Source organism: Natrinema limicola JCM 13563 (assembly GCF_000337475.1).
Taxonomy (GTDB): Archaea; Halobacteriota; Halobacteria; order Halobacteriales; family Natrialbaceae; genus Natrinema; species Natrinema limicola.
Window position 1 is genome coordinate 1 of sequence record NZ_AOIT01000025.1, and the last position, 24176, is coordinate 24176.

At 62.0% G+C, this 24176-nt stretch carries 25 protein-coding genes and 2 pseudogenes; 11 read left to right on the plus strand and 16 right to left on the minus strand.

What is annotated here, in order from left to right; genetic code table 11:
* On the minus strand, positions 1 to 280 hold a 280-nt coding region (locus C476_RS05305; RefSeq protein ID WP_049911610.1), incomplete at its 3' end, for a pyridoxamine 5'-phosphate oxidase family protein.
* Between the two features lie 472 nt (positions 281 to 752).
* Here C476_RS05305 and C476_RS05310 point away from each other — a divergent pair.
* Complete coding sequence (locus C476_RS05310) at positions 753 to 977, plus strand: hypothetical protein (protein WP_008010631.1); 225 nt, start codon at positions 753 to 755, stop codon at positions 975 to 977.
* A 214-nt stretch (positions 978 to 1191) separates the two neighbouring features.
* Here the strand turns inward: C476_RS05310 and C476_RS05315 are convergent, their stop codons facing one another.
* Entirely contained in the window at positions 1192 to 1815 is a 624-nt protein-coding gene (locus C476_RS05315; RefSeq protein ID WP_008010633.1) for a class I SAM-dependent methyltransferase, read from the minus strand.
* Between the two features lie 114 nt (positions 1816 to 1929).
* Here C476_RS05315 and C476_RS19795 point away from each other — a divergent pair.
* Both C476_RS19795 and C476_RS05320 read left to right on the plus strand, forming a co-directional pair.
* A pseudogene (locus C476_RS19795) lies at positions 1930 to 2075 on the plus strand (ion transporter); the annotation flags it as partial.
* 326 nt (positions 2076 to 2401) lie between these two features.
* A complete protein-coding gene (locus C476_RS05320; protein WP_008010635.1) occupies positions 2402 to 3796 on the plus strand; it encodes an FAD-dependent oxidoreductase in 1395 nt (464 codons plus the stop codon).
* A 68-nt stretch (positions 3797 to 3864) separates the two neighbouring features.
* Here the strand turns inward: C476_RS05320 and C476_RS05325 are convergent, their stop codons facing one another.
* The 3 genes from C476_RS05325 to C476_RS17715 form a co-directional block, all read right to left on the minus strand.
* Positions 3865 to 4440 (minus strand): hypothetical protein, encoded by a 576-nt coding sequence (locus C476_RS05325; RefSeq protein WP_008010636.1) that lies wholly within the window; start codon positions 4438 to 4440, stop codon positions 3865 to 3867.
* Between the two features lie 242 nt (positions 4441 to 4682).
* Positions 4683 to 5147 (minus strand): pyridoxamine 5'-phosphate oxidase family protein, encoded by a 465-nt coding sequence (locus tag C476_RS05330; RefSeq protein WP_049911611.1) that lies wholly within the window; start codon positions 5145 to 5147, stop codon positions 4683 to 4685.
* A 64-nt stretch (positions 5148 to 5211) separates the two neighbouring features.
* On the minus strand, positions 5212 to 6867 hold the full coding sequence (locus tag C476_RS17715; protein WP_008010640.1) for a sensor histidine kinase: 1656 nt from the start codon (positions 6865 to 6867) through the stop codon (positions 5212 to 5214).
* Between the two features lie 181 nt (positions 6868 to 7048).
* Here C476_RS17715 and C476_RS05340 point away from each other — a divergent pair, with 181 nt between their 5' ends.
* A complete protein-coding gene (locus C476_RS05340) occupies positions 7049 to 8974 on the plus strand; it encodes an MASE3 domain-containing protein (protein ID WP_241430474.1) in 1926 nt (641 codons plus the stop codon).
* A 17-nt stretch (positions 8975 to 8991) separates the two neighbouring features.
* Here the strand turns inward: C476_RS05340 and C476_RS05345 are convergent, their stop codons facing one another.
* Positions 8992 to 10095 carry an LEA type 2 family protein gene (locus tag C476_RS05345; RefSeq protein ID WP_008010642.1) on the minus strand — a complete coding sequence of 368 codons (1104 nt, stop codon included), beginning with the start codon at positions 10093 to 10095 and terminating at the stop codon, positions 8992 to 8994.
* A gap of 234 nt (positions 10096 to 10329) precedes the next feature.
* Here C476_RS05345 and C476_RS05350 point away from each other — a divergent pair, with 234 nt between their 5' ends.
* The 6 genes and pseudogenes from C476_RS05350 (at position 10330) to C476_RS05370 (ending at position 14530) form a co-directional block, all read left to right on the plus strand.
* Positions 10330 to 10995, plus strand: coding sequence for an AIM24 family protein (locus C476_RS05350; RefSeq protein WP_008010643.1), 666 nt, complete (start codon positions 10330 to 10332; stop codon positions 10993 to 10995).
* Positions 10996 to 11201: 206 nt separating this feature from the next.
* A pseudogene (locus C476_RS19800) lies at positions 11202 to 11371 on the plus strand (sodium:calcium antiporter); the annotation flags it as partial.
* 225 nt (positions 11372 to 11596) lie between these two features.
* Positions 11597 to 11734: a hypothetical protein gene (locus C476_RS19345; RefSeq protein ID WP_241430475.1), complete on the plus strand. Its 138-nt coding sequence runs from the start codon at positions 11597 to 11599 to the stop codon at positions 11732 to 11734.
* A gap of 125 nt (positions 11735 to 11859) precedes the next feature.
* Positions 11860 to 12597, plus strand: coding sequence for a hypothetical protein (locus C476_RS05360; RefSeq protein ID WP_008010645.1), 738 nt, complete (start codon positions 11860 to 11862; stop codon positions 12595 to 12597).
* An 88-nt stretch (positions 12598 to 12685) separates the two neighbouring features.
* Positions 12686 to 13126 (plus strand): DUF2391 family protein, encoded by a 441-nt coding sequence (locus tag C476_RS05365; RefSeq protein ID WP_008010646.1) that lies wholly within the window; start codon positions 12686 to 12688, stop codon positions 13124 to 13126.
* Between the two features lie 144 nt (positions 13127 to 13270).
* Entirely contained in the window at positions 13271 to 14530 is a 1260-nt protein-coding gene (locus tag C476_RS05370) for an MgtC/SapB family protein (protein ID WP_008010647.1), read from the plus strand.
* Between the two features lie 46 nt (positions 14531 to 14576).
* On the opposite strand, the gene C476_RS05375 is transcribed toward C476_RS05370, so the two are convergent.
* From C476_RS05375 to C476_RS05415, 9 genes are all read right to left on the minus strand, one after another.
* Positions 14577 to 15830, minus strand: coding sequence for an RNA-guided endonuclease InsQ/TnpB family protein (locus tag C476_RS05375; RefSeq protein ID WP_049911605.1), 1254 nt, complete (start codon positions 15828 to 15830; stop codon positions 14577 to 14579).
* A gap of 124 nt (positions 15831 to 15954) precedes the next feature.
* Positions 15955 to 16413 carry a pyridoxamine 5'-phosphate oxidase family protein gene (locus C476_RS05380; RefSeq protein WP_008010651.1) on the minus strand — a complete coding sequence of 153 codons (459 nt, stop codon included), beginning with the start codon at positions 16411 to 16413 and terminating at the stop codon, positions 15955 to 15957.
* 113 nt (positions 16414 to 16526) lie between these two features.
* On the minus strand, positions 16527 to 17390 hold the full coding sequence (locus C476_RS05385; protein ID WP_008010653.1) for a GNAT family N-acetyltransferase: 864 nt from the start codon (positions 17388 to 17390) through the stop codon (positions 16527 to 16529).
* A 123-nt stretch (positions 17391 to 17513) separates the two neighbouring features.
* A complete protein-coding gene (locus C476_RS05390) occupies positions 17514 to 17924 on the minus strand; it encodes a universal stress protein (RefSeq protein ID WP_008010654.1) in 411 nt (136 codons plus the stop codon).
* Between the two features lie 59 nt (positions 17925 to 17983).
* Positions 17984 to 19690, minus strand: a complete 1707-nt coding sequence (locus C476_RS05395) for an acyl-CoA synthetase (protein WP_008010656.1) — start codon at positions 19688 to 19690, stop codon at positions 17984 to 17986.
* Between the two features lie 102 nt (positions 19691 to 19792).
* Positions 19793 to 20089 carry a hypothetical protein gene (locus tag C476_RS05400; RefSeq protein ID WP_008010659.1) on the minus strand — a complete coding sequence of 99 codons (297 nt, stop codon included), beginning with the start codon at positions 20087 to 20089 and terminating at the stop codon, positions 19793 to 19795.
* A gap of 100 nt (positions 20090 to 20189) precedes the next feature.
* Positions 20190 to 21071 carry a TIGR01548 family HAD-type hydrolase gene (locus C476_RS05405; protein ID WP_008010660.1) on the minus strand — a complete coding sequence of 294 codons (882 nt, stop codon included), beginning with the start codon at positions 21069 to 21071 and terminating at the stop codon, positions 20190 to 20192.
* Between the two features lie 71 nt (positions 21072 to 21142).
* Complete coding sequence (locus C476_RS05410; protein ID WP_008010662.1) at positions 21143 to 21778, minus strand: metalloprotease family protein; 636 nt, start codon at positions 21776 to 21778, stop codon at positions 21143 to 21145.
* Positions 21779 to 21808: 30 nt separating this feature from the next.
* Positions 21809 to 22234: a UPF0146 family protein gene (locus tag C476_RS05415; protein ID WP_008010664.1), complete on the minus strand. Its 426-nt coding sequence runs from the start codon at positions 22232 to 22234 to the stop codon at positions 21809 to 21811.
* 39 nt (positions 22235 to 22273) lie between these two features.
* Here C476_RS05415 and C476_RS05420 point away from each other — a divergent pair, with 39 nt between their 5' ends.
* Positions 22274 to 22795, plus strand: a complete 522-nt coding sequence (locus C476_RS05420; RefSeq protein ID WP_008010665.1) for an archaemetzincin family Zn-dependent metalloprotease — start codon at positions 22274 to 22276, stop codon at positions 22793 to 22795.
* 150 nt (positions 22796 to 22945) lie between these two features.
* Here the strand turns inward: C476_RS05420 and C476_RS05425 are convergent, their stop codons facing one another.
* Complete coding sequence (locus tag C476_RS05425; protein WP_008010666.1) at positions 22946 to 24118, minus strand: extracellular catalytic domain type 1 short-chain-length polyhydroxyalkanoate depolymerase; 1173 nt, start codon at positions 24116 to 24118, stop codon at positions 22946 to 22948.
* Between the last annotated feature and the right edge of the window lie 58 nt (positions 24119 to 24176).

Genomic DNA, 24176 nt, shown 5'->3' on the forward strand with positions numbered 1-24176 from the left:
CAGCCGTTTCGTCCTCGTCGTCGATCACCGTCGCCGTCCCGAGCAGTGACACCATCCAGCGTGCCTGTCCTGCCTCGGCTTTCTGGATCGAGAGGGAAACGCGTGGGTTTTGCCTGACGTTCGCCAGCTTTCGGCCCGTCGTCACGATCTCGACGACCCCGTCGGCGTACCGGTACCAGACCGGCGCGACGTGGGGTCGCCCCTCGACGCAGGTTCCCAGGTGGGCCATCAGCGGCTCGCGCTCGAGCAATCGTTCTGCCTCCGGTGGAACGGTTGACACAGTGGGATCGTTGACGGCGATCGAGAAAAGCGTCGGCCCCGGCTGCACGGAACCTCGCCTCGCGAGACTCTCCGGGAGATAGTCGGCCTCGTTTCGCGCCGGTCCCACGAAACCGGCGTCCATCACGGCGGCAGCGACTCGCTCGTCACGGCTATCGATACGCGAGGCATCACTGGCACGTATTCTCAAGCTGTCGATGTAGTCGCCGGTCACTGCCGCTTTCGATCGCACCCATCGCATCGATTTCAGTCGGCCACCTCCCAGTCCCGAACGCGGCTCGATGGCTATCCTGGCAGTGACATCTTCTACCATGGTGGTTACTTTCTGACATCATTTGCTCGAGGTGAGGTTTATCATGAACTTTTATAACCATGGGGGCGGTATGAGGGTGTACAGATGTCGGTCGTACACGTAGCAGCCTGAGTTCATTGCCGACCAGTACCGATTTCGACGACATTACCACCCGACCGACATGCACACAGAATACCTGACCCGATCCGAGCCCGAACCCGAACCGACGACCGACCGAACGCGAGCGACACCCGCGAGCACGACCACGACCCCGCTCGAGGACCCACGGACGGCGACCGACCGCGCCCCCCGGATGTTCTCCTATCGGAACCGGGCGCGACTCGAGAATCTTGTCGACGAGTGGAACGCAGCGTTTGCGCCCGGAACCACGGACGAAGCGGCGTAAGGAAGACCTGTTCTGTCGAATCCAAACCGTCTTTTGAGCGACGGCGCTACGTTCGCATGGCCGATGACGATACACCCGCTCCGAGCCGGACTCGGCATCCGGTCGTGACGAGCCCTATGAGTGCCGAGGCCTGCTTTTGAAAACGACGATGGCCTGCTGAGACATCGGTCTCCGTCGTTGTGTCCGCACACTCCGTTCGCACGCTCAGTAGCGATTAGGCCTGTGGCGTCCGGAACGTTCGAACCGTATCCCGCTTGCCGGACGTGGCCTCGACCTCGACGCAGCCCAGCTCGGTAAACACACGGTTCCAGTCGCGGTGGTACAGCGGGAAGTCGTCGTTGACGTAGCTCACGTCGGGGGCTGCTGACTTTGAGCTGTCGCCCTCGCCCTCGTTTTCGATCGTAATGAGGAGGTCAGCGGTAATTCGGGCTAGATCCTCGAACACCCACTCGACGTCCGGGTGGAGGTGTTGCAGCGTCTCGACCGAGTAGACGACGTCGAACTGGCCGTCGTCGAACTCGCCGACGGCGGCTTCGATCGAGTCGTGGTAGAACGTTCCGTCAGCGGCAAGTTCGGGGTAGGCCTCTGCCATGACGTCGAACGCGTCGTCGTTGACGTCGATTCCCGACAGAGTTTCGAAGCCATGGTCGTGGAGATGCGCGAGGTGACGGCCTGAACTACAGCCCACCTCGAGAATAGATACGTCTCGGCCGACGAGCCGATCAAGAATACTGCGAATCGTCTCACTCGTCTCGTCAGGCCCGTAGTAGGCGTAATATTCCGGTGAGTATTCGCCGGATCGGTCTGCCCACTGGCGACGGACCGTTGTAGAATTCACGTGTACTACTGCCGACGAACACGTAAAGTCTAGGTGGTCTCTCTCGTCATTTTTCATGCATCAACGTCGGATTCACGCCGACACGCCATCCATCGGGATCGCTGTCATCCCGTGGCAAGCAAGATCGTCCGTGAGTGGAGCCGCAGGGATAACGTCGACGTCACGTGTCCGAACTGTGGGCTGTCGTCTCACGACCGGGACGTCCCCACTGCAAGGCCTGTGGCCACGTCATCTACCAGGACGACGACTCGAGCGAGTGACCAATCACGGAGACAAGCAACGCACACCCGGTGAGGAGTCACTTCGTGGTACGTCGACTGTCGATATCGTGTTGAGATACGGACCGAGACATCGGGTGAGAAACGGCAGTGGACGCACGACTATCCACTGCTGAAGTCATCGGATACGCTGATAATCAGTCGAACTGACCAACTTATCGGCCGATAACGCCGCTCTCCGTACGATTCCGGCGCTAAGCTTACAGTCGTCGATTCCGATATAGACAGTTGTCGAAAACCAGGAGGAAAAAATATGAGTTATAGGTCTGGAGTCGAGCGTATGCAGTACCGACCCACACAACCCAATAATGTCTGGTAAATACGACCTAGTTATCGTCGGCGGCGGTATCAGTGGCGCATCCCTTCTGTACACGACCGCGAAGTTCACTGATATCGACTCGATCGCACTGATCGAGAAGGAATCGGAGATCGCAGCGATCAACTCCCACCACACCAACAACTCCCAGACGCTCCACTTCGGAGACATCGAGACCAACTACACGCTCGAGAAGGCCGAAGAGGTCAAAGAGGCTGCGGAGCTTCTCGCGGGCTATCTCGAGAACCACGACCCCGACCGGGAGATGCACTCCAAGCGCAGCAAGATGGTCCTCGGGGTTGGCGACGAAGAGGTCGCAGAACTCGAGGAGCGCTACGAGGACGAGGGCTTCGGCGACCTCTTCCCGAAACTCCGGCCGATCGGCCGCGAGGAGATCGCCGAACTCGAGCCGAAGGTCGTCGAGGGCCGCGACCCCAACAAGGAGATGCTCGCCCTGCAGACGCCCGACGGCTACGTCGTCGACTACGGCGAGACGTCGAAGTCGTTCGTCGACGAAGCCCGCGAGGAGGCAAACGTCGACGTCTACACCGGCACGGAAGTCACAGACATCACGCCGACGCTCGACGGCTACACGATCGAGACCGACCGCGGTCGCTTCGATTGTGACGCCACCGTCGTCGCTGCTGGCTCGCACAGCCTGCAGATGGCGAAGGAACTCGGCTACGGGCAGGACAAGGTCTTGCTCCCCATCGCCGGGAGCTTCTTCCTCGCGGACACCGACGACGGCCTCCTGAACGGGAAGGTCTACACGCTTCAGATGAAGAAGCTGCCCTTCGCGGCCGTCCACGGCGATGCGGACGTCCACGACGGCAGCATCACGCGATTCGGGCCGACCGCAAAGCTCGTCCCGACGCTCGAGCGCGGTCGCATCTCGACGGTCAAAGACTTCCTCGACGTGTTCGGTCTGAACGCCGCCGCGTTCCTCAGCTACGCCAACATCCTCTCGGACCGCATCCTGCTGCCGTACGTGCTCCGGAACCTCCTCTACGACATCCCCGAGGTCGGCCGGAAGCAGTTCCTGCCTCACGTCCAGAAGGTCGTCCCGACCGTCGAACTCGAGGACATCGAGCGGGCGAAAGGCTACGGTGGCGTCCGCCCACAGATCGTCGACACGAAGAACAAATCGCTCGACATGGGCGAGGCCAAAATCGTCGGCGACGACATCATCTTCAACATCACGCCGTCGCCGGGTGCCTCGACGTGTCTCAAAAACGCCATGCGCGACACGCACACGCTGCTCGACTTCCTCGGCGACGACTACGAGTTCGACGAGGAAGCGTTCCGCGAGGAAACGATCGGTCATTTCCCGCGTGCTGACGACTCCGACGACCCGAAAGTGGTCGCACCGAGCGCTGACGACGACTGATCGGTCACGTTGGGGCCGTCCCGTCGGCTCTCATCTCATTTTTATCCGGTGCTGTGTCGCAGTTATGATCAGCCGTCGGAGTCGAAGCCGTCGTCGGATAGCTGTAGTCCCGAAAGCATCGCTCCGATCCCCGACCGTTCCTCGAGTGTGCGACGTGCCTGCTCGATGTGCGTTTGCACGTCTCCCGAGTGGGCAGTCTGCAACCGTTCGAGTTCCTCCGCGAGCGCCTGTCGCTCCGCGTCCAGTTCAGCGGTGGCCAATACGAGTGCCAGCGTTTCGATCCCGTCGACGGCGGCACGTCGGACCCGGCCATCGTCGTCAGTCAGTGCCTCGAGCAGGAACTCGAGCAGCGCGGTCCGCTGTTCGGAGAGATCATCGAGTGTGTACCCCTCGACGCTCTCGGTCGCACTGGCACCGAGACGGAGCTCGAATCGTGGATACGCATCTCGCAGGAAGCGAACGACCGATTGGCGAACGTAACCGTCGTCGCTTTTATAGATCGGGCGACAGGCGTCGAATAGGTCGTCGTAGACTGGTACGCGGTCGGTTGCGTCGATCGCTTCGATCCGGTCAATCGCCTCGTTGACGCGGTCGCTTTCGCCCGATTCGAGTGCGTTCGCATACCAGGTCGGCGACTCGTTCATGGACCGACGCTCGTGGTCGCGACGGATAGTTCTAGTCTTCGGTCGCGAAGGTTCTCATACGGACTCCTGTCAGCCATTTCCGGCGCACCCGCGAGCCTGTCATGCGGATGCGCCGGTAAATCGGTACAGCAGACCGTATCAGACAGTGCTGTCACTGGTTCCTGGGACACACCACATCCCGGATCACGGGCCTGCTAACATCCATTGACATAGGAGCACGTATTATGCGCAAGATCACGTGTTCACGTATCATCGTTGTCGCTCGAGTCAGTCATGCGCTCGCTGTAATCCCAGCTGTAGAGCTCGTGGGGCTCGATCCGAATTCGCACTTCCTTGCGGTCGTCGTCGAGCAACCACGCGGCGAGTTCGGAGTCGGTCCCGCCGAGATAGCGCTCGAGGAGCGCCCGCAGGACCGTCTTGTCGGCATCGGGCGCGAGGGTTGCGGTTCCGTTCCCCCTAACGCCGCGGTAGGGGACATCGTTGGTCGAAACCTCGAAGGCGACTGCCGGATCGTCACGGAGGAAGCGAACGAGCGCTGCGTTGGCACCGGTCGCACACTCGAGGGTGCCCTCGCGGTAACGATACCACAGCGTGACGAGCCACAGCGAGCCGTCGGGTCGCTGGGTCGCGAGCCGGATCGGGATCGTCGTCTCTTGGAAGAAGGTCTCGACCTCGGGTTCGGACCAGGCTCCGCGGAAGTCAGACACGGGCATACTCGAAACGACACGTCACAGTTGCAAAAAGCTCGACCACGAAGGGGTGATGAGCGCGCTACTCGGCTTTGGGGAGCGTGACCACGAAGACGGCTCCCTCGGGATCGTTGTCTTCGACCCAGATGTCGCCGCCGTAGGCGTCGACCAGGGTTTGGGCCAAGTACAGGCCGAGTCCAGTTCCGGCACTGTCGAGTCCGCGCTTGCCTTTGCCGAAGATCTCGTCTTTTTGTGCATCGGGGATGCCGGGACCGTTGTCCGCGATGCGAACAGTGACCTCGCTCGCGTCGTCGCGCACCGAGACAGTCACCTCGGGAACCGCCTTGTCGTTGTGCTGGATGGCGTTTTTCACCAGGTTTCGGAAGACTGACTCGAGCATTTCGTTTGCCAGTACGGCCGTCTCAGGGAGTGGCTCCGCGACGGAGACATCCGCGTCAGCGTACTGTGACTGGACGTCTGCAACAACATCTGTGATGAGAGGGCGGAGGCGTATCTGGCGCTGCCCGTCAGCGTTCGCGAGCATCACGTCGGCCATCTCCCGTGCCGTCTTCGTCAACTCGACTGCTTGTGACGCGCTGTCTTGGAGCGTTTCGAGATACTCCTCGCTGTCGCTGCCCGCCTCGACGTGGTCGGCCAGCAGATCTGCATAGGCGAGCACGATCTGAAGGTCGTTGCGGATGTCGTGGCGCAGCACCTGGTTCAGCGTCTCGAGGTCGTCACGCTGTTTCTCGAGTCGCCGTTCGTACGCCTGGCGTTCGTGCATGTGGCCGTCGAGCGTCCGACACAACTGGTTGAACCCGTGCTCGATGCGTTGCCACTCGTCGGCTCCCTCGAGCGTGATGCGCGTCTGATACTCCTGGTTTTCGATCGCTTCGAAGCCGGCCAGCAACTCCTCGAGCTGCGCGAGGTTCCGCCGGTAGACCCACCATCCGAACAGGGCGAGCGTACCGAGCACGAACACGAGCGCACTACCCTGGAGCATGGTGAGTTCGCGGCTCCGCTCCTGTATCGGAACGCGACTCTCACTGACGGCGACCGTCCAGCCAGTCTCCGAGAGCGTCGTCTGGCGTTCCATCAGGTCGGCGTTCGGCGACGGTGCAGCCGTATAGATGCGCTCGCCGGACTGTGACTCGATCGTCAACCCCTGTTCGTCCTCGAGCGTCGACGCAAACTGTGGGAAGAAGTTCCCGTGTTCTAAGTGAAACGCCGCGTTGAGCGTGCCAACGCGCGTGCCGTTCTCGGACAGCGGCGTACTGATCGTCAGGATAAGGTTCCCGGAGTCGGCTTCGATCGGCTCGCTCACGTAGGTCTCCCCGTCCATCGCACGCCGAAAGTAGGTGCGGTCGCTGAAGTCGTCGCCGACGGCGGCTCTCGGTCTGCCGGAGTCGGCGACGATGGTCGTCATCGTCCCGTTAGCGGCGATGACCGACGCGCCGGCAAACGACGACTGCTTGACGAACGTCTCGAGGGCCCGGCGCTGGGACGTGCTCCCGTGGCGCGTCAGTTCTGGGTTCGTCGCTCCGATCTCGGTGGTGCGCTGGAGCGCGGCGAGTTGGCCGTCGAGTTCGGACTGGAGATGCATCGTCGTATGTTCGAGTTCCTCTTGTTCGTGGGTGTAGAGGGCGTTTTTGTGGTGTTGAAAGCCGACGACGACGGAGGCAGAGAGGACAACTGCAATAAGCGCGATGAGGAGAAGAAACAGGCGCTTGGTCTTCATCGAGTGTGTATTCGTCGTTTGGACAGTGAAAGTACTGATTTCGCCCGACAGCCGCGTCTTCGACCGGCTCCCAGCAGCCGACTGGCTCACCCGATCTCGAAGACGCGACACCGCGATCCGAGCCGCTGCGGACGCCAGTCGATGTTCTTATAGCGACACGCTGGGACGGGAAAGCGTACAGGTGGCTGTCAGTAGCATGGTGTCCTGGTGGCGGACGCACGCGGGCGCTCTCGTCGGGGTTGCCGGTGGCGTCGGTGGGCTATATATCATCCAGTTGCAGAACTTCCTGCTCTTTCACAGCCTTGTCGAACTGGGCAGCATTCTCATCGCCGCCGTCGTGTTCCTCATCACGTGGAACGCACGCGAAGAGCTTGACCGGTCGTTTCTGGTAATTCTCGGTGTCAGCTATCTGTTCGTCGCCGGCGTGGATCTGCTCCACGTTCTCACGTACAAAGGCATGGGGGTCTTCCCCAGTGCTGGTCCGAATCTGCCGACTCAGCTCTGGGTTCTGGGGCGGTATCTCGAGGCAGGCTCGCTTTTGGCTGCAGGCATCGTCGGCCTCGTCCTCGGTGAGCGAGACGACCTCGAGTGGTCTGGGGTCACGCTGTGTGCGCTGGTAATGGGCTATGCCGCCGTCGTCGGCCTCGGGCTCGGGTCGATCGTCGTTGTCGACTGGTTCCCACAGATGTACGTCGACGGGAGTGGCCTGACACGAGCCAAGGTCGGCAGCGAATACGTCGTTATCGCCCTCTTCGCGGCCAGCCTCGGTCTCCTCTACGGTCAACGAGAGACGTTCAACCGGCGTCTTTTCCAGTTTCTCGCCGGCTCGATACTGCTGACGATGGGCGCGGAACTTGCGTTTACGTTCTACGTCGATGTCTACGGGATTTCCAACGCCGTCGGGCACTTCCTCAAACTCGCCTCGTTCTATCTGATCTACCTGTCAGTCGTGAAGATGGGGATCAAAGAGCCACAGAAGACGCTCTATCGAGCACTGGCAAAGCGCGAAGCCGAGGCCCGCAAATTCAAAAAGGCGGCCGACTACTCGGGCCATGCCGTGTTGATCACGGACCGAGACGGCACCATTCAGTATGTCAACAGCGCGTGGGAGGCGATCACGGGCTACTCGGCAGCCGAAGCCCGAGGGCGGAACCCAAGACTGCTCAACTCCGGCGAGCACGACGAGGCGTTTTACGACGAGCTGTGGTCGACGATTCTCGCGGGGAATATCTGGGAGGGCGAGATCGTCAACGAGCGTCGAGACGGCGACCGATACGTGATCCACCAAACGATCGCGCCGATCTTCGACGAGGACGGCACGATCCAGAGCTTCGTCGCGATCCACGACGATATCACCGATCAGAAGGTCTATCAACGACAGCTGGAGACCGACCTCCACCAAAGCGTCACACAGCTCCAGGTGCTCGCCCGCGTGCTCCGACACAACATCCGCAACGAGATGAACGTGATCGCGGGCAACGCCGAGATGATACAAGAACAGTCCGACGACACCGACGACATCGCGTCGATGGCTGGCCGGATCGTCGACGCGAGCGATCAATTGCTCGCCCAGGCCGACAAGCAACGTGAGATCGTTCGGCTCCTGTCCGCGCCGTCGACGACAACGACGCTCGAGCTGTCGGCCGTCGTCGACGAGATCGTGAGCCAACTCGAGCAGCAGTATTCTCGGGCCGAGATCACCACCGACGTCCCGGCTGACCTCGTGCTCCGCACGCTGCCAGAACTCGAGCAGGCGATTGTGGAGGTCGTCGAAAACGCCATCGTTCACACCGAGTGCGGAACGCCTGCGGTGACGATCAGCGCTCGTTCTCGGGACCGGCTGGTCGAAATCCAAGTCGAAGACAACGGACCGGGGATTCCAGCCGCGGAACGGCAGGTAATCGCGGGGGACGCGGAGATCGACGCGCTCTTACACAGCAACGGCATGGGGCTGTGGCTCGTCGATCATATCGTCATGGAAGCTGGCGGCACGATTCGATTCGAAGACGCACAGTCCCATGGGAGTATCGTCACGCTGACTCTCCCACGGAACGGGACGCTGAGCAACGGGAGCGATTCTTCCACCCCGATTGCCACCACCCGGTGACCCCTCTATCGTCTCTGTCACGCCGTTTTCCCGGCCGACCCACGGTTGCCCTCGAGTGGCGTCGCTCCGACTTCTAGCCGGCTCTCGTTGCTCGAGCGGGCCGCTATCGTGTCTCTCGTGCGTTGTGATTGGCGCTGACTCGACTGCTGTCCCTGTTCTTGTCCGGGCTCGTCGCTTCCAGACTCGGTCGTGCGCTCGTTTTTCTGTCCGAGCAGATCCGTTTCGAACGGCTGCTCGTACGAGAGAAACTCGAGCGGAACCGTCCGCTGGACGCCACCGTAGGCCAGTGTCGCAGTGAAGTCGACTGTCAGGGTCGACCGTTCGTCGTTTCGGAGGTGTGTCACCCACCACTCGTCGAGTTTGGAGTTGTTGACCATCGCAGTGGCCTCAAGCGTTCGAGTGCTGTTAGGCCGTAACACGGTCTGTTGGCCGGCGATGCCCTGCCCGACGACGATTCCGTTGAGCCGGACCGTGTATCGAAGTTCCGTGATCGGTACCGGAAGTGGCGTCGGATTAGTCACCGTCGCCGATGCGTCGATCGGCGTTCGGGTGGCGGTGGCGGTGCCCCACTGTGCGTTCGTTTCGTTGACGGCCAGCAGCGTTTGGCCGGCTACCTGCAATCGCTGACTCTCGTTCGTTTCGAGTGGCTCGAGCAGGTTCGTGTGAACCGTTTGGGTTCGAGTCCACTCCGTTGCCGGGAGCCGGATCCCAGCGTAGTTGACGACGACGTCGGGTTCGACTCGAACCGTCGTCGTCTCGTTTCTGTTGACGTGGGAGGCCCACCACTCGGGGATCTCGTCGTTGTCGAGCCACGTGCTGACGGCGACGGTCGTCTCGTCACCGTCGAGATTGATGCGGTTTTTCTCTCCCGTCGCGACTTCGATGTCGTTCATCGAAACCGTATACGAGATGTCCGCTGCGGGGCCGCCGACGCGGAGCAACAGCGCATTATCGACGGTGAGTTGCGTCTCGACTTCGGTTCGGTCGGCCGTAACGGTCCCCCAGCCGTTGTCGACCGATTCGACCTGCGGTCGGCCTACTTCGAGGACACCGTAGGCCACAGTTGCAATGAGCAGGAAGACGACGAGGAGAACTACTGCTCCCGTTCTGCGACGAACCATCTACCGCAAGTTCAGTGTCATCGTAATTCCGACATCGCGTTACACATTCAGGCCGTTGAAATCCACCACCCATTCGACCGATCCCGGCAAGATGGATCGCCCTCGTCCCGGTTTCTGCTGACTTTTGGGTGCATCTCGATCGGCCGTCTTTCATGCCGACCTGAAATTGGGATGTGAGTAACTATTTTTACGGGTGCCGCCCAACGCTCGGTAGAGCCATCCGGCTCGCTCATCATGAACGTCGACGAATTTGTTACTGCAAACGAACCGAAAACTGGCGGCGAGGCGTTTCAACTCGAGAACTCGACGCTGCTCGATATCGACCTCGACGGAACCGTCATGGCGAAAGCCGGCTCGATGATTGCCTACGACGGAGACATCTCGTTCACGGGGAAATCGTCCGCCGAAGGCGGCATTACGGGATTCATAAAGGAGAAAGCGACGGGAGAGGGAACGCCGGTGATGGAAGCGACCGGCACCGGCCACCTCTATCTGGCGGATCAGGAGAAGAAGATTCAACTCCTCGAACTCGATACCGGTCAGTCGATTTCGGTCAACGGCAACGACGTTCTCGCGTTCGAGTCGAGTGTGAACTACGAAATCCGGACGATCAAGAGCATCGCAGGCTTTTCGGCCGGCGGCATGACCAACGTCTTCCTCGAGGGACCCGGCAGCGTCGCGATCACGACCCACGGCGAGCCGCTGGTTTTACGCCCGCCGGTTCGCACCGATCCCAGCGCGACCGTCGCCTGGAGCGACACGACACCCGGCAGCCACGTCGACAGCGCGCTCTCGAACATGATCGGCCAGTCCTCCGATGAGACCTACCAACTCGAGTTTACGGGCTCGGAGGGGTTCGTGGTCGTCCAGCCCTTCGAGGAACGCGGGCCACAGCAGTAGCAGGCAGTACTGTCATCTGAACGGACGGCGGAGACGATCACCAGCCCATCTAGTTTACCTTTCAGGATGCCGTCATGAGACGACAAGCCTTGGGCGCGATTTCAGCCACCCTCGCACTGACGCACCTCTAGATCGCCATCTGATGGCCGACCGATCTCCTCGCTCAGTTTGCACCGGCCACGCTTCGAACGCTATCGACGCTCTGAACCGTGGGCGTGACCGGTCTCGCAGTCCTTTGTGCATCGTTTCTGCTCGTGTTGGGGGCCGAGACCGCCGAGAAAGACGTCCCGAGAGCGTTCGCGATCGCAGTGCAGTTTAGCTGTGTCGCAGTCGCCCTCGAATACCTGTCGACGCCCGCTACGAATGGAAAGCAGGCCAGGCCAGTTCGCGGGCACTGAACGAGAGATCGAGGTGCGGGAATCTGGCTAACGGCCACCCAGTCGTTTTTCGCGATCGGCTCTCTCCTTCGGTTCGAAACCCCCGTCCGGGAAGCGTTCGTCCTGCTTGGATCGTTCCTCTTGCAGGTCGTCCTCGAGGTTCGCATCATCCGTAATACGCTCTCGGTCCCGGTCTCGGGGACGGACCTATTCGCGACTACAGCGTGCTCTACGTCGTGCTCGGAACGGCGCTGTTCGTCAGTCGTCGGCGATCGGTCGGTCGCCTCGTCTGGACGACGGCGGGGACGGTCAGCGATGCAATGCCGATCCGAGAGGAGCGTCCACACGCCCTCGACGACTGAGACGGATTCCTGCCAGTCAGTGCCGGCCGCGACCGCCCTGCGGGTCCACCGGGACACAGTGACAGTAACCCGTATGACGTGTCGGCCATAGATCGACAATCGTCGGGACAGTAGTACCACTATCGATGCTCTCGATTGGTGCACCGCGCGCTGACACCGCGGCCGTCGCCGTGGCTACGGTCGCCCTCACGTTGCCCCATCTCTTCGCCGGCCGACTCGGCGTCAGCGGTCGGATCCCCCGGAGCCGATGGCTGTCGATCGCCGGCGGCGTCTCGATCGCGTACGTCTTCGTCCATCTCCTGCCGGATATCGGGGAGGCCGCGGCGACGCTCGCGGAACACAGGTACTTGACCGCCTTCGCCGAACATCACGGCTATCTGATCGCGCTGTTCGGATTCGCCACTTTCTATGGCCTCGAGCAACTCGCCCGTCGATCGAACGCCGATCCGGACGACCCCGAGCCAGCCGGCAACGGCATCTTCTGGATTCACGTCGGCTCGTTTGCCGCCTACAATGCGATCGTTGGCTCCCTGCTGTGGGATCGCGAACTCGGGAGTCTGCTCCTGTTTTCGGTTGCAATGGCGTTGCACTTCGTCGTCACCGACGACGGTCTCCGCGCACATCACGGCCAGTCGTACCACCGTCGTGGCCGGTGGCTACTCGCGGCGGCGGTGATCGTTGGGGCCGTCGCTGGCGCTGCCCTCGAGAACGTCGACTTCCTCATTGCGGTGCTCGTCCCGTTTCTCGCCGGTGGGATCATCCTCAATGTGATCAAAGAGGAGTTGCCAGTCGATCGCGAGAGTCGCTTCTGGGCGTTCGCCGTCGGTGCGGCGGGCTACGCTGCGCTGTTGCTGTTCGTCTAATTCAAGTTAATATGGACCCGTTCGGACCGTACTCCTCATCGGCAGATTCGAGCGGGAGCGTTTTGTCGGTTCGGTATAATCTCCTGCTATGAGACTCCGGCCGCGCCGCCCTCAGCAGTTCCGGCTCGCGGACTCTGCCCAGCAGATCGTCGGCGGGTTCCTGCTCGCAGGTCCGTTCGTGGTCACTGCGGAGGTCTGGGACCTCGCGGAGAACATGTCCCTCACCAAGGCACTGATCATCGTCGCTATCGTCTTCGCGATCGGGTACGCGGCGCTGTACAAGGCGGATACGACTCGCGACGCCGACGACGAACAGGAGGTCGCCGGAATTCCGATCCGCTTTATCTCACTGATGGTCGTCACGTTCGGCTCCGTGACCGTCCTCGCGTTGCTCTTCGGGGCTCCGGAGACCTTTCTCGAGACCGAGACGACCGGCCACCGTGCGGTGATTACGTTCAAAGCCGTCACCGTCGGCGCGGTCTTCAGTGTCGTCGGCGCGGCGACGGCCGACAGCATCTTCGCGAAGTAGCGCCGTTCACCGGTCCACGACCGGACCCCTGTCCGTCGCGGACGCAACGGCATCGACGTCACGGATGAGGTAAATGCGGCCACTGGTGTTCGCACACCGAAGCGTCCCGAAGTTTGACGGAACTTACCCACGAATCACAGCGACGTGACCGATCCTGTCGCTGCCCCGCTTCAACTGTTGGTGTTTCGGGTGACGATCGCGTTCGGGATCGGCGCGCTCATCGGACTCGAGCGCGAACAAAGCGAGTCAGGCGGCACGTTCGCTGGGAGTCGCACGTTTCCGCTGTTCGCGCTCTATGGTGCGCTCGTCCAGGCGTTTTTCCCGACGCTGCTTCCGATCGCAGTCGGGACGCTCGTGGTGCCGCTGACGGTGGCGTATCTCGGCAAGATCTGGTTCGAAGGTGATATCGGGCTCACGACGGTGATGGCCGTGCTACTGACCGTCATCCTAGGTGCACTGACGACCCATTCGGAACGAGGGGCGATTCTGGCCGTCGTCGTCGGCGGTGTCATCACAGTCTTGCTCTCTGCAAAGGGACCCATTCATGACTTCGTCGACCGGATTGGCGAGGCCGAACGCCGCGCGTCGATCAAGTTCATTCTCGTCGTGTTGGTCGTCTTTCCGCTCCTTCCCGATCGGGAACTCGACGTCGCGCTCGGGCTCAATCCACAGTTCATCTGGCTCATGGTCGTGTTCGTCACCGGACTGAGCTTCGCCGCCTACGTTTTGAGTCGGACGATCGGGACGGAACGGGGGATCGCACTGACCGGTATCCTGGGCGGGTTCGTCTCCTCGACCGCGACGACGGTGTCGATGGCTGAACGCGCGAGCGCGGACCGCTCCCTCTCCCAACTCTGTGCGTTCTCGACGATCGTCGCGTCGATCGTCATGTTTCCGCGGGCACTCATCGAAGTCGCCGTCGTCAACCGGAATCTGCTGCCACACGTCGCCGTTCCGCTGGCCGTGATGACGGCCCTTGGCGCGACCATCGCCGCCGTCGTCTACTGGCGAGCGACCACGAAGCGAGACGAGGAGGCCAAAACCGACCTCACGAACCCGTTTCAGTTGCGCCCGGCGCTGTTTTTCGGTGCCGTCTTCGCAGCCGTCCTGCTGGTCTCCGAGTCCGCACACTCCCTGCTCGGCGAATCGGGAGTCTACGCGACCGCGTTCGTCTCCGGCCTCGCCGATGTCGACGCGATCACGCTCACGCTGAGCAGGCTCGCAGCCGACGGGACGATCTCAAACCACGTTGCCGCAACGGGAATCGTCATCGGCGCGATCGCGAACACTATCGTGAAAGCTGGTCTCGCGTGGGTGATTGGGACCCACGAACTCGGTCGCGTCGTGACTGCTGGCCTCGGTGCCGTGTCGGCGGTCGGATTCCTCGTCGTCCTGTTCGTGTGAATCGCCTCGGGGCTTGACCCCGAGGCTTCCTGATTCTACGACGTTGTCAGACTCCGTCTGACAGCCTGTCGAGGTTCCCTCGACAAACGCGCTTTGCAGACACGCGCTGAAAGCCAGCGGTGTCCGTAGGGAGCGCAGTCTCCACAGGCGTGTCTTCGGGCCATCCCAGCCCTAACTCAGAAAAGCCGCGTTGCAAGACGTTCATCGCCGCGTTCGCATCCCTACCCGTCTCAAACCCACAAGACGGACACGAGTGTTCACGAACCCAGATTGGTTTCGCAGTCTCCACGCCACACTTCGCACACTCTTTTGTTGTTCCAGCGGCTTCAACCTGTACGGCGTAAGTGCCGTACAAGTCGCCCTTGTATTCGAGGAGCGTAATGAACTGTCGCCACGCAGCATCCTGCTTGTTCCGAGCATTCCCGTTGCCCTGAAGCATCCCAGATACGTTCAAGTCTTCCACGAACACGGCATCGTACTCCTTGACTAGCCATGTCGTGATTTTGTGCTGGTAGTCCAGTACTTTTCGCTGAATCTTCCGCTTGACCTTGGCGACTTTTCGGCGTTGTTTCTCGTAGTTGTTCGACCCGTGTTCTTTCCGAGAGAGTTTGCGTTGCTCGCGGCGCAATCGCTCGTATTCGTCTTCGAGGTCGAGCCAGTCCACAGTCTTCCCGTCGCTGGTGTGGATGTAGTTCTGGATGCCGAGATCAATGCCCACGCTATTGCTCGCATCGAGCGTGTCCAACGCGGGTTTCTCAGGAACGTGTTCGTCGTCTGTTTCGAGGCTGAATGAGACGAACCACTCACCCGTCGTCTCCTTTTTCAAGGTGACTTCTTTGATGGTGGCGTGGTCGGGGAGTGGTCGGTGGTAGCGGATTTTCACCCAGCCGATTTTGCTGAAGCGGACGTATGCAAACCCGTCTCGGCCCCTCTTGTTATCGAGGTCGAAGCCTGACTGGTTGTACGTGACACTTTGGTACTCGCTGGGCGATTGCCGCTTGAGCCGACCGACGTTGTACCCTTTCTCTTTCTTCTTGCGAAGGTTCGAGAGGTTATCGTGGAAGCGTGCGACGGTGGCTTGCGCGGCTTTAGAGTGAAGCTCCGCAAACACAGACCATCGGCACTTCCACTCTGGGAGTTTGTTGTTTTGCTGGTATTCGCTTGGTTTGTCGTCTTTGGGACTGTTGGTGTAGTCCCATTTGACGTGGTTGTAGAGTTGGCGATGAATGTCGATGTGATGTTCAGCAGCCATCGCTACCTCGTCGCTTGGGTAGGCGCGGTAACGGTGGCTGTGTTCGATCGCTGTCTGTGTGTTTGGATGTGTCTACTTAATTATTTGTATCGGGATTGCCTATCGGATTCATCCCCGAGGTCAAGCCTCGGGGTATTCTCCTATGCCGCTTGATAAACGACCACACGATCGGCTACGTCGACGTGGTCCGGCCGGTCATCGTGTCGATCTCGAACTCGAGGATGCGGATCTCGATCTCGTCGATGTTCTCGTCGAAGACGCGAATGGGTGCGAACTGTCGGTTGATTTCGGCCGTATCGAACCGGTCGTACTCCGAGTCCGGAATTTCGGAGAGCTGACCGGTGACCATAGCGCTCCAGGAGTCGATCTCGCGCGGATCGTCGGTCGTTTCCGTCCCGTAGCAGACGTAACATGCCGTCTCGGTCGCCTCGAGGAACGCCTGTTTTCGGCTCCCGTCGGTGACGCCGAGCCGGAAGTAGAGCCCGTCACCGTCGTAGTAGTGTGCAAGCGGGATGGCATAACTCTCGTCGTCTTTCGAGAGCGAGAGGGTGCCGGTCTCAGCCGTTCGTAGCCGCTCTTCGATCGCCGACTCGTCGATGCCGAACGTGTACGCGTAGTCGATGTGTTTCATCAGCGGGAGAAGGGTAGGGATACGTACACGGCCGCGGGCTATAGGTGTTCGCTCCGCCGTGTCGGTTCCGCACGGCTGTGTCGTTATCGTGGGATCGGAACTCCTCTCGATCACTAGAGGTACGAGTCGTCGTACGATTCCTCGGACCGCTCTGCGTGGGAGTTTCCACAGTCGTTACACTCGAGGCGATCCATGTTGTTCATCGAGACCGCGAGCGAGCCGCAGTTCGCACAGTAGAAGCCGTGCCGTTCGGTGTGGGTGACATCCTCGTAGGTCGCGAAAAACGGCGCTGCGGTGCCGGACTCCGCCTCGTCGCGGGCGATGTACGCCGTCGTTCCGTCGTCGGTTGTCGTCAGTTGCCCGCCAATTCGTTTCGTTTCGGGAAATTCCTCGTCTGCTGTGTCCACCCCTGTCGAATCAGGGCGAGTCGCGCCGACGTCCGGCTCCGTGTAGACGGAGTTGACGACCGACTCATCGGCGATCTCGACCCGCCGGTCGCCGTCGTGCTCGAGGCCGAACCGTTCGACGAAGTCGTGACCCTCCGTGTTGGCCTCGAGGACGGTGACACAGATGTGTTCGGCCCCGCGGTCGCGGAGGGTCTCGATCGCGGTCTCGTACAGTTCGGTGCCGATGCCTTTCCCTCTGTGTTCCGGATCGACGAACAGCCACCTGATCTCGCCCCAGCCGTCCTCGAGTCGTCCGTCGACGAACAGCCACCTGATCTCGCCCCAGCCGTCCTCGAGTCGTCCGTCGACGAACCCGGTGATGGTCGTGTCCTCGATCTCCGAACTGGTTTCGGCGACCTGCAGCAGGGTTTCCTCGTCCTCGCGTTTGTCGGTGACGGCCTCATCGGCGAACTGGTCGTCGACCAGCCCGTCGATCTGTGCCGGACTGAGCCTGAACGAGGCCGTCAGCGAACTGTCGACGACCTCACGAATCCGGTCGGCCGCTGCCGGTGTTGGTTCCCGAATCTCCATAGCGAATGCCCGGCATCGACGCGGATAAGATGGCTGCCGGCGGAGCCATGCGGCCACCTCCTCTGATTCGAACCTTCTCCGTCGGGTGGGTGACATGCGCCCAGAGTGCCGACGCGGCTCGAGTTACTCCTTGCTGCCTGTGATGACCACCGGCCGATCAGTGTTGAGAATCACACCCTGAGAGATGCTTCCGAACAGTGCTTTCCCGACGGGCGAGCGCTTCCGACCGCCGAGGACGATCGTGTCGACATCGTGGGCCTCGGCGTGCTCGAGAATGTCCTCTTCAGTGTCGCCGCTGTCCTCGACGATCGTCACGTCGATGCCGGCGTCCTCGAGGGTTTCCGCTGCGCGGCGGACGGCATCGATCTCGGAGGCGGAGTCGTGATCCTCAACTGCCGCCTCGCTTTCCTCGGTGAAGACGAACAGGACGTAGGCCTCAACTGCATCCGCGGCAGTCGGCAACGCCGTGACGTAGTCGACCTGTGCCAATGCACGGTTCTCGTTGGTGTCAACAGGAATCAAGACGCGATACATGGGTACTTGTTAGCAGTCTTTAACTATAAACCTCGTCCCAACAGAGGGTCACCTCGCAATTAGTCCTCGTCGTCGCGTTCTCGCAGGGAGCGGCGTCGGATCTTGCCCGTCGTCGTCGTCGGGAGCGTTTCGACGAACGCGATGTGTTGGGGATACTCGTATTCAGCCAGTCGATCACGGACGAGCGTCCGGATCTCCTCGCGAAGCGTGTCGGGATCGTACTCGTCGCGTGCGGGCTTGACGAACGCTTTGATCGCCTCGCCACGGGTCTCGTCGGGAACACCGACGACACCGACCTGTTCGACGGCGTCGTGGGTCAGAATCGCGTCTTCGACCTCCATCGGCCCAACGCGGTAGCCGCTGGTGAGGATCACGTCGTCGGCCCGCGAAACGAACCACAGATACCCATCCTCGTCACGTTCGACGAGGTCGTCGGTCAGGAACCACCTTCCCGAAGAGCGTTGCTCTTCTGACTCCCCACTCGCTCCGCTTGCGGGGACGTCTTCGATCTGTTTGTTCGCCGTCTTCTCCGGCAGCCCGTGGTACTCGTCGAAGAAGACACGCCGATCGTCCGGTTTGATCGCGAGTTCGCCGACCTCGCCGCGCTCTTTGCGCTCGTGCGTCTCGGGATCGAGCACCGCGACCTCATAGCCCGGGAAGGGCTTGCCCATGCTACCCGGCCGCGTGTCGAACCAGGTCTCAGAGTTGCCAACGACGAGGTTGAGTTCCGTCTGGCCGTAGAACTCGTTGATCGCGACGTCGTCGAACGTCGCGTCGACCCACTCGACGACCTCCGAGGTGAGCGGCTCGCCGGCCGAGGCGAACGTCTCGATCGAGAGATCAAAGCGGGCTTCAGGGTCGTCGACGCCCATCAGCATCCGCAGCGCAGTCGGCGGCATGAACGCCTTGGTCACGTCGTGGCGCTCGAGGAGGTCGTAGACCTCCTGGGGGTCGAACCCATCGCGAGGCCAGCCGACGATCGTACAGCCGTGGTGCCACGCTGCAAAGAGGGTGCCACCGAGGGCTGCACCCCAGGCCCAGTCGGCTGGCGTCCACAGCGTCGCCTCGCCCTCCGCGAGGCCCTGATCGAAGTAGTTGTACGCCGCGGCGGCACGTCCGAGCCAGAGCGCGTGGCTGTGGCGGACTCCCTTCGGCGGGCCTGTCGAGCCGCTCGTGTACATGATCGCCGTCGGCGTCTCGGGCGTCGCGTCGTAGACGTCGATCCCTGGCTCGTGGGATGCGACGAGGTCGTCGAAGGCGTGTGCGCCGTCCCGTACCGATCCGGCGTTGCCGAGTTCGATGACGTGCTCGAGTGCCGGACATTCGTCGCGGATCTCGTCGATCGTCTCCCGGACGCTCGGGTCGACGACGACGGCTGTGGCCTCGCTGTCGGCGAGTCGATACTGTAAGGCGTCGCGCCCGAACAGTACCGTCAATGGAACCGATACCGCGCCGAGTTTCCAGTTCGCGAGATGCGTCAGCGGGTTCTGCGGTTTCTGTGGGACGACGACGCCCACCCGGTCGCCAGCCGTGACGCCGAGGTCAGCCAGCGCGGCGGCAAGGCGATCAGAGCGTTCGTCGAGGTCGTCGAAGGAGTAGGTCTCGAGGCCGTCATCGGGGTGGTCGTATCGCAGCGCCGTTCGACTCGTGTCCTCGTGTTTCCGAAGGAAGTCGACCGCGGGGTTGTACTCGTCGGGAAGCTCCCACGAAAACTCCTCGCGGGCTGTCTCGTACTCGTCGTAACTCGGCATTACCGTCCAGGTCATGCGGTTGCGTACCGGTGCCAGCACATAGCCTTTTTCGACATGCGCGACCCTCGAGGTGGATCAGGGACCGCGGGTATGCGCAAGCGAACGTGGTGTCTCGATTCAGTCTTCGTCCTCGTCGTCCTCGTCCGCTTCTTCTTCCACGTTGGCCGCCTCTTCTTCCCCGTCTTCGTCTGCTTTTTCCTCCTCGTCTTCGCTTTCTTTCTCTTCTTCGCCGGTCTCCGCAGATTCGTCGTCCGCTTCCCCTTCGACTTCGACCGTCGCTTCGACTTCGATCGTCAACCCGCTGGCCTCGAGCTCGGCCTCGAACTCGCGTTCGTCTCCGACCTCGATCTCGAGTTCGTTGGAATCCACTTCGACTTCGACCTCGACGTCGACGGTGACTTCAGTGTCGTCCATACCGCTCTTTCGCTCGGCTGTCCTAAAGGAATACTGCGTGTTTTCGCGGACCGAACGGTTCCACTTCGAGCCGTTTCGAGTCGTTCGAGACAGCCCGGACCTACGACTCGAGCCAGCCGGGAACGGCGTTGACCGATTCGAGCACTGCTGTTGCCCCTTCGCGCTCGTATTTTCGTCGTCCCTCTTCGCCGGTCAGCCCGCCGGTCAGGACGCCGATCCCGTGATACTCGCGATCGGAATCGGTCTCGCTCGCGTTGACTGCCGTCCGAACGTCGTCTAACGTGTCACCGACGAACGCGACGCTGGTCGCGTCGAACCGCTCTGCGAGGGTCGTCAGCGCTTTCGGGTGCGGTTTGCCCTCCTCCCAGTCGTCCATCGTGAAGCGACGGTCGACCGGAATCGCATCGTCAAGCCCGACCCGCTCGAGGGCGATCTCGGCTTCGGCTTCCGGTCGCCCAGTGAGGACGCCCACGTCGTACCCCGCGAGCAGCCGATCTCGGGCGTCGGCCTCGAGCAACACCGGTTCGTCGTGGATAAATCCGGGCGTCTCCCGGTCGAGATCCGGCTCGCCACCCTCGAGCCCGCGATAGAGTTCGTCGCCGAGATACAACTGCTGGAAGACGTCGCGGAGTCGGTCGCGGTCCCAGCGGTCGGTCACGCGCTGGGTCGCGCGGGCACCGATCGCCTCGCGGACGACGGTTTCGGCCGCCTCGAGGCCACCGCTAGCGGCGGCGATGTCGTCGGTGAACGTCTCGAGTGACTCGCTGTACCCCTCCTCGGTCGCCAGAACGTAGAGTGCGGCGGCGTAGGTCAACTCCCAGTCGTTGTTGAACCCGCCCGCGTCCTTGAACGCCTGAATGTCGTCTTTTCGGATCGTCCGGTCGTAGACCGCCTCGACGGACTCGACGATCGCGCGCCGGTAGGAGTCGGCGACGTCGACGAGCACCCCGTCGATGTCGAGGACGACGGCATCTGCGTGCATACCCGTTCGGACGGGCCGCCGAGGATAAAAACCACCCTTTCGGACGCCGTGGCCGGCCACAGTGTCCCCGATCAGACCGGCACTGGACCCGCGCCGACGATCGAAAACGCCAGAATCCCCAGCCCGAGCGCATAGAGCACGTCCGCCCACAGCCACGAGAGCAGATTCGCGACGTAGATCACGACGACGACGGGAATCCCGAGCAACACCATCGGCGACTGTCGCCACTCGAGTCGCGAGCGACGCCAGAGCGTGTCCGCGTCCCCGGTGCTCGGAAACGCGTGCATGCCGATCGAGAGCCCCAGCCAGCCGAGGACGGCTGTGGCGGCGATCGTTTCGATCGAGGCGGCTCGCAGATTCCCGGTCGTCGAGACGAGCGCTGCGAGGCCGAGAAAAGCGGCGAACGCGACGACCGTGTTGACCAGAAACGGCGCGACGCTGACGACGAACGCCTCCCGATACCGTCTGGGCTGGCCGTGGCGGACGTACCCCGCTGGATCGCCGAACTGGAAGTAGACGACCTCGAGAACGGGGACGCCGACCAGCTCACAGGCCTGCTTGTGGGCGAACTCGTGGATGACGACGCCTGGGATCGTAACGAGCCGCACCAGAAGCCAGAGAAGCGTACTGATGCCGACGATTACTGCGATCAGCATCGCGATCGCACCGACGGCTGCAACGGCATACGCGACGGTCTCGGCGTTCACAACTCCGTGAACGTGTCGCGCCCGGATAATTCATTCGCGCCGGTCAGTTCCGGTCACTCCCGGCGCTCGAGCGACGTACAGCGTCCCGGATTCGATCGTCTTGCGCTCGACCGGCACTGCGGGCTGGTCTCCGCCGAGAGTCGTAAAGACGAACGCAGCGTCGACCGTCCGTGCGATCTCGAGTGCCGGCCTGTGAAGTTCCGGCGGCAGGTTCCGCGCGTAGATTGCGTCCGCGTCTGCGTAGACCGACGACTCGGGATCGATGATGTCGTCGCGAACGAACGTCACACCCGCCGGCACGTCACGGTCGTAGATGTCCGTTGCGGTGACTGCCACTCCGCGCTCGGCGAGCGCTCGAGCGAGGTCGGGCCGGCGGCCGATCCCGATTTCGACGACTCGATCGTACGTCGCGAGGTAATCGACTATTGCGTCGGGATTCCGGCGAGAGTCGGCCATGGCGGGACGTTTATGCCACCCGCGGCCATAGCACTTGCTATGCTCGTCGATATCGTGCCGGTCGGAAACGTCTCCGCCGAGGTCAAGCGGGCGGCCTCTTCTGCACTGCGATCGGTCTACGACTGCGACGTGTCGATCAACGATTCGCAGTCGGTTCCAAACGGTGCATATGACTCCGACCGGAACCAGTACTCCGCCGAGACGTTCATTCAACTGGCCGAACGCGTCGGCCGCGGCACGAAAAATATCGCGATCACACCCCACGACCTCTTCTATCGGCGTCGAAACTACGTCTTCGGACTCGCCTATCTCGACGGCAGCGGCAGCGTCGTCTCTACCTACCGGCTCCAGACCTCGAGCGACGGCGGCTTCTCGAATCAAAGCGCCGCCGACATCTTCGAGGACCGTGTCCGCAAGGAGATCGTCCACGAAATCGGCCACACCTACGGCCTCGAGCACTGCGATAACAACCGCTGTGTGATGAATTTCTCGCCGACGGTCCGCGAGGTCGACATCAAAGAAGAGAACCTCTGTGGGAGCTGTCAGCGCCTGATCAGCTGATACGGTTTGCCGTAACTGTTTACCGGAGGGACCGCAGGACGGCTCGCGGTCACTCCGGAACTGACTGACAGCAGACCGTATGAGTCCGTTCGGTCACTGTTCTCCGATACGATCTCACCAACCGCAGCGATCATTGTCTCGAGTCGTTGGTCACCGCTCGAGCAGTCGCGAGACCGCTTTCCGTCCCCGCGCTCGCACTCGCGAGCGCCAGCCAAGCGAGACGGGGCCGACGACCGGCAGCGTCCACTGGGCGTCGGCGGCAGCCTCGAGCGTCGATCGCTCGTACTCGCTGACGAACTCCCACAGGAGGCGACTTGCGTCCGGCCCATCGGGTGCGGTGAACCGCCCGTCGGGACTGCCGCCGGACCACGCGTGGCCCATCCCATCAACGATCCATTCCTCGACGACGAGGGTTCCGGTCGCGTCGCGATACTGGCGTCTGGTATACTCGTACGGGCCGCTTGTGCCGGTCTTCACCCGGTCGGGATCGACCTCGAGTGTTTCTTCGTCGCCGTCGACTCCGAGATGGCTCGCACGGAGCGTCCCTTCGGTGAGCTGCCGGGCGTTGGTCACGTCGACGACGTCGTCGTCGGTCCCGTGGAAGACGATCGTCGGGATCGCACGCGCACGGTCGCCCATCGCCTCGTGCGCTTCGATCCCCGCTTTGCGCCCCTTCCGTCCGTCGCCGCGATACATCTGTGACAGTGCCGAAAGCGCGCTTCCGACGGCGTCGTACGCAGGCCCGCTGTGAACGCCCGCCGCAGCGAACAGGTCGGCGTATTCGACGATCGCTCGAGCCGCCATCGACCCGCCGGCCGAGAGGCCGGCGACGTACACCCGATCCTCGTCGACGGCAAACTTGGCTGTCACGCTGCGCGTGAGGTCGGCGAGCCAGGCGAGTTCACCGCTCCCGCGTGTGGCCTCCGTGTCGTCGTACCAGTTCCAACACCGGAGCGGGTTTCCAACGCGCGACTGTTTCGGGTAGGCGACCAGAAACGTCTCGTCCGCTGCAACCTCGTTCATGCCGGTTTCGGCCGCAAACGCCGCTGGCGTCTGTCGACAGCCATGAAGGAACACGAGCAACGGCACCGGCTCGTCGGCGTCGTAGCCGGGTGGCACGTACAGCCGATACGATCGCCCGTCGTGGTCGCTGCCCCGGAACTCGCCGGCAGCAGAACCTGGCTCCGAACCCGTACGCTCATCGCCAGACCGGACGGCGCGTTCGGCTCCGAGCGGGGACGACTGCAACAGCTCCTTCGCACGGAGCAGCGTTCGGCGACCGACGGCATCGTCGGTCGCGTCCGTGTCGTCACTGACGGGCATACTGCAGCCATGACTATCCACTCGAGTATAAGTTCTGGGCTCGGCGACCGATTCCGTC

Excerpts from the sequence above, each read along its gene's own strand:
- C476_RS05425 (WP_008010666.1), bottom strand. The coding sequence starts at position 24,118 with ATGCCCGTCAGTGACGACACGGACGCGACCGACGATGCCGTCGGTCGC.
- C476_RS05400 (WP_008010659.1), bottom strand. The coding sequence starts at position 20,089 with ATGGACGACACTGAAGTCACCGTCGACGTCGAGGTCGAAGTCGAAGTG.
- C476_RS05345 (WP_008010642.1), bottom strand. The coding sequence starts at position 10,095 with ATGGTTCGTCGCAGAACGGGAGCAGTAGTTCTCCTCGTCGTCTTCCTG.
- C476_RS05385 (WP_008010653.1), bottom strand. The coding sequence starts at position 17,390 with ATGGAGATTCGGGAACCAACACCGGCAGCGGCCGACCGGATTCGTGAG.
- C476_RS05365 (WP_008010646.1), top strand. The coding sequence starts at position 12,686 with ATGAGACTCCGGCCGCGCCGCCCTCAGCAGTTCCGGCTCGCGGACTCT.
- C476_RS17715 (WP_008010640.1), bottom strand. The coding sequence starts at position 6,867 with ATGAAGACCAAGCGCCTGTTTCTTCTCCTCATCGCGCTTATTGCAGTT.
- C476_RS05360 (WP_008010645.1), top strand. The coding sequence starts at position 11,860 with ATGCTCTCGATTGGTGCACCGCGCGCTGACACCGCGGCCGTCGCCGTG.
- C476_RS05415 (WP_008010664.1), bottom strand. The coding sequence starts at position 22,234 with ATGGCCGACTCTCGCCGGAATCCCGACGCAATAGTCGATTACCTCGCG.
- C476_RS05380 (WP_008010651.1), bottom strand. The coding sequence starts at position 16,413 with ATGAAACACATCGACTACGCGTACACGTTCGGCATCGACGAGTCGGCG.
- C476_RS05390 (WP_008010654.1), bottom strand. The coding sequence starts at position 17,924 with ATGTATCGCGTCTTGATTCCTGTTGACACCAACGAGAACCGTGCATTG.
- C476_RS05320 (WP_008010635.1), top strand. The coding sequence starts at position 2,402 with ATGTCTGGTAAATACGACCTAGTTATCGTCGGCGGCGGTATCAGTGGC.
- C476_RS05405 (WP_008010660.1), bottom strand. The coding sequence starts at position 21,071 with ATGCACGCAGATGCCGTCGTCCTCGACATCGACGGGGTGCTCGTCGAC.
- C476_RS05310 (WP_008010631.1), top strand. The coding sequence starts at position 753 with ATGCACACAGAATACCTGACCCGATCCGAGCCCGAACCCGAACCGACG.
- C476_RS05325 (WP_008010636.1), bottom strand. The coding sequence starts at position 4,440 with ATGAACGAGTCGCCGACCTGGTATGCGAACGCACTCGAATCGGGCGAA.
- C476_RS05350 (WP_008010643.1), top strand. The coding sequence starts at position 10,330 with ATGAACGTCGACGAATTTGTTACTGCAAACGAACCGAAAACTGGCGGC.
- C476_RS05420 (WP_008010665.1), top strand. The coding sequence starts at position 22,274 with ATGCTCGTCGATATCGTGCCGGTCGGAAACGTCTCCGCCGAGGTCAAG.
- C476_RS05395 (WP_008010656.1), bottom strand. The coding sequence starts at position 19,690 with ATGACCTGGACGGTAATGCCGAGTTACGACGAGTACGAGACAGCCCGC.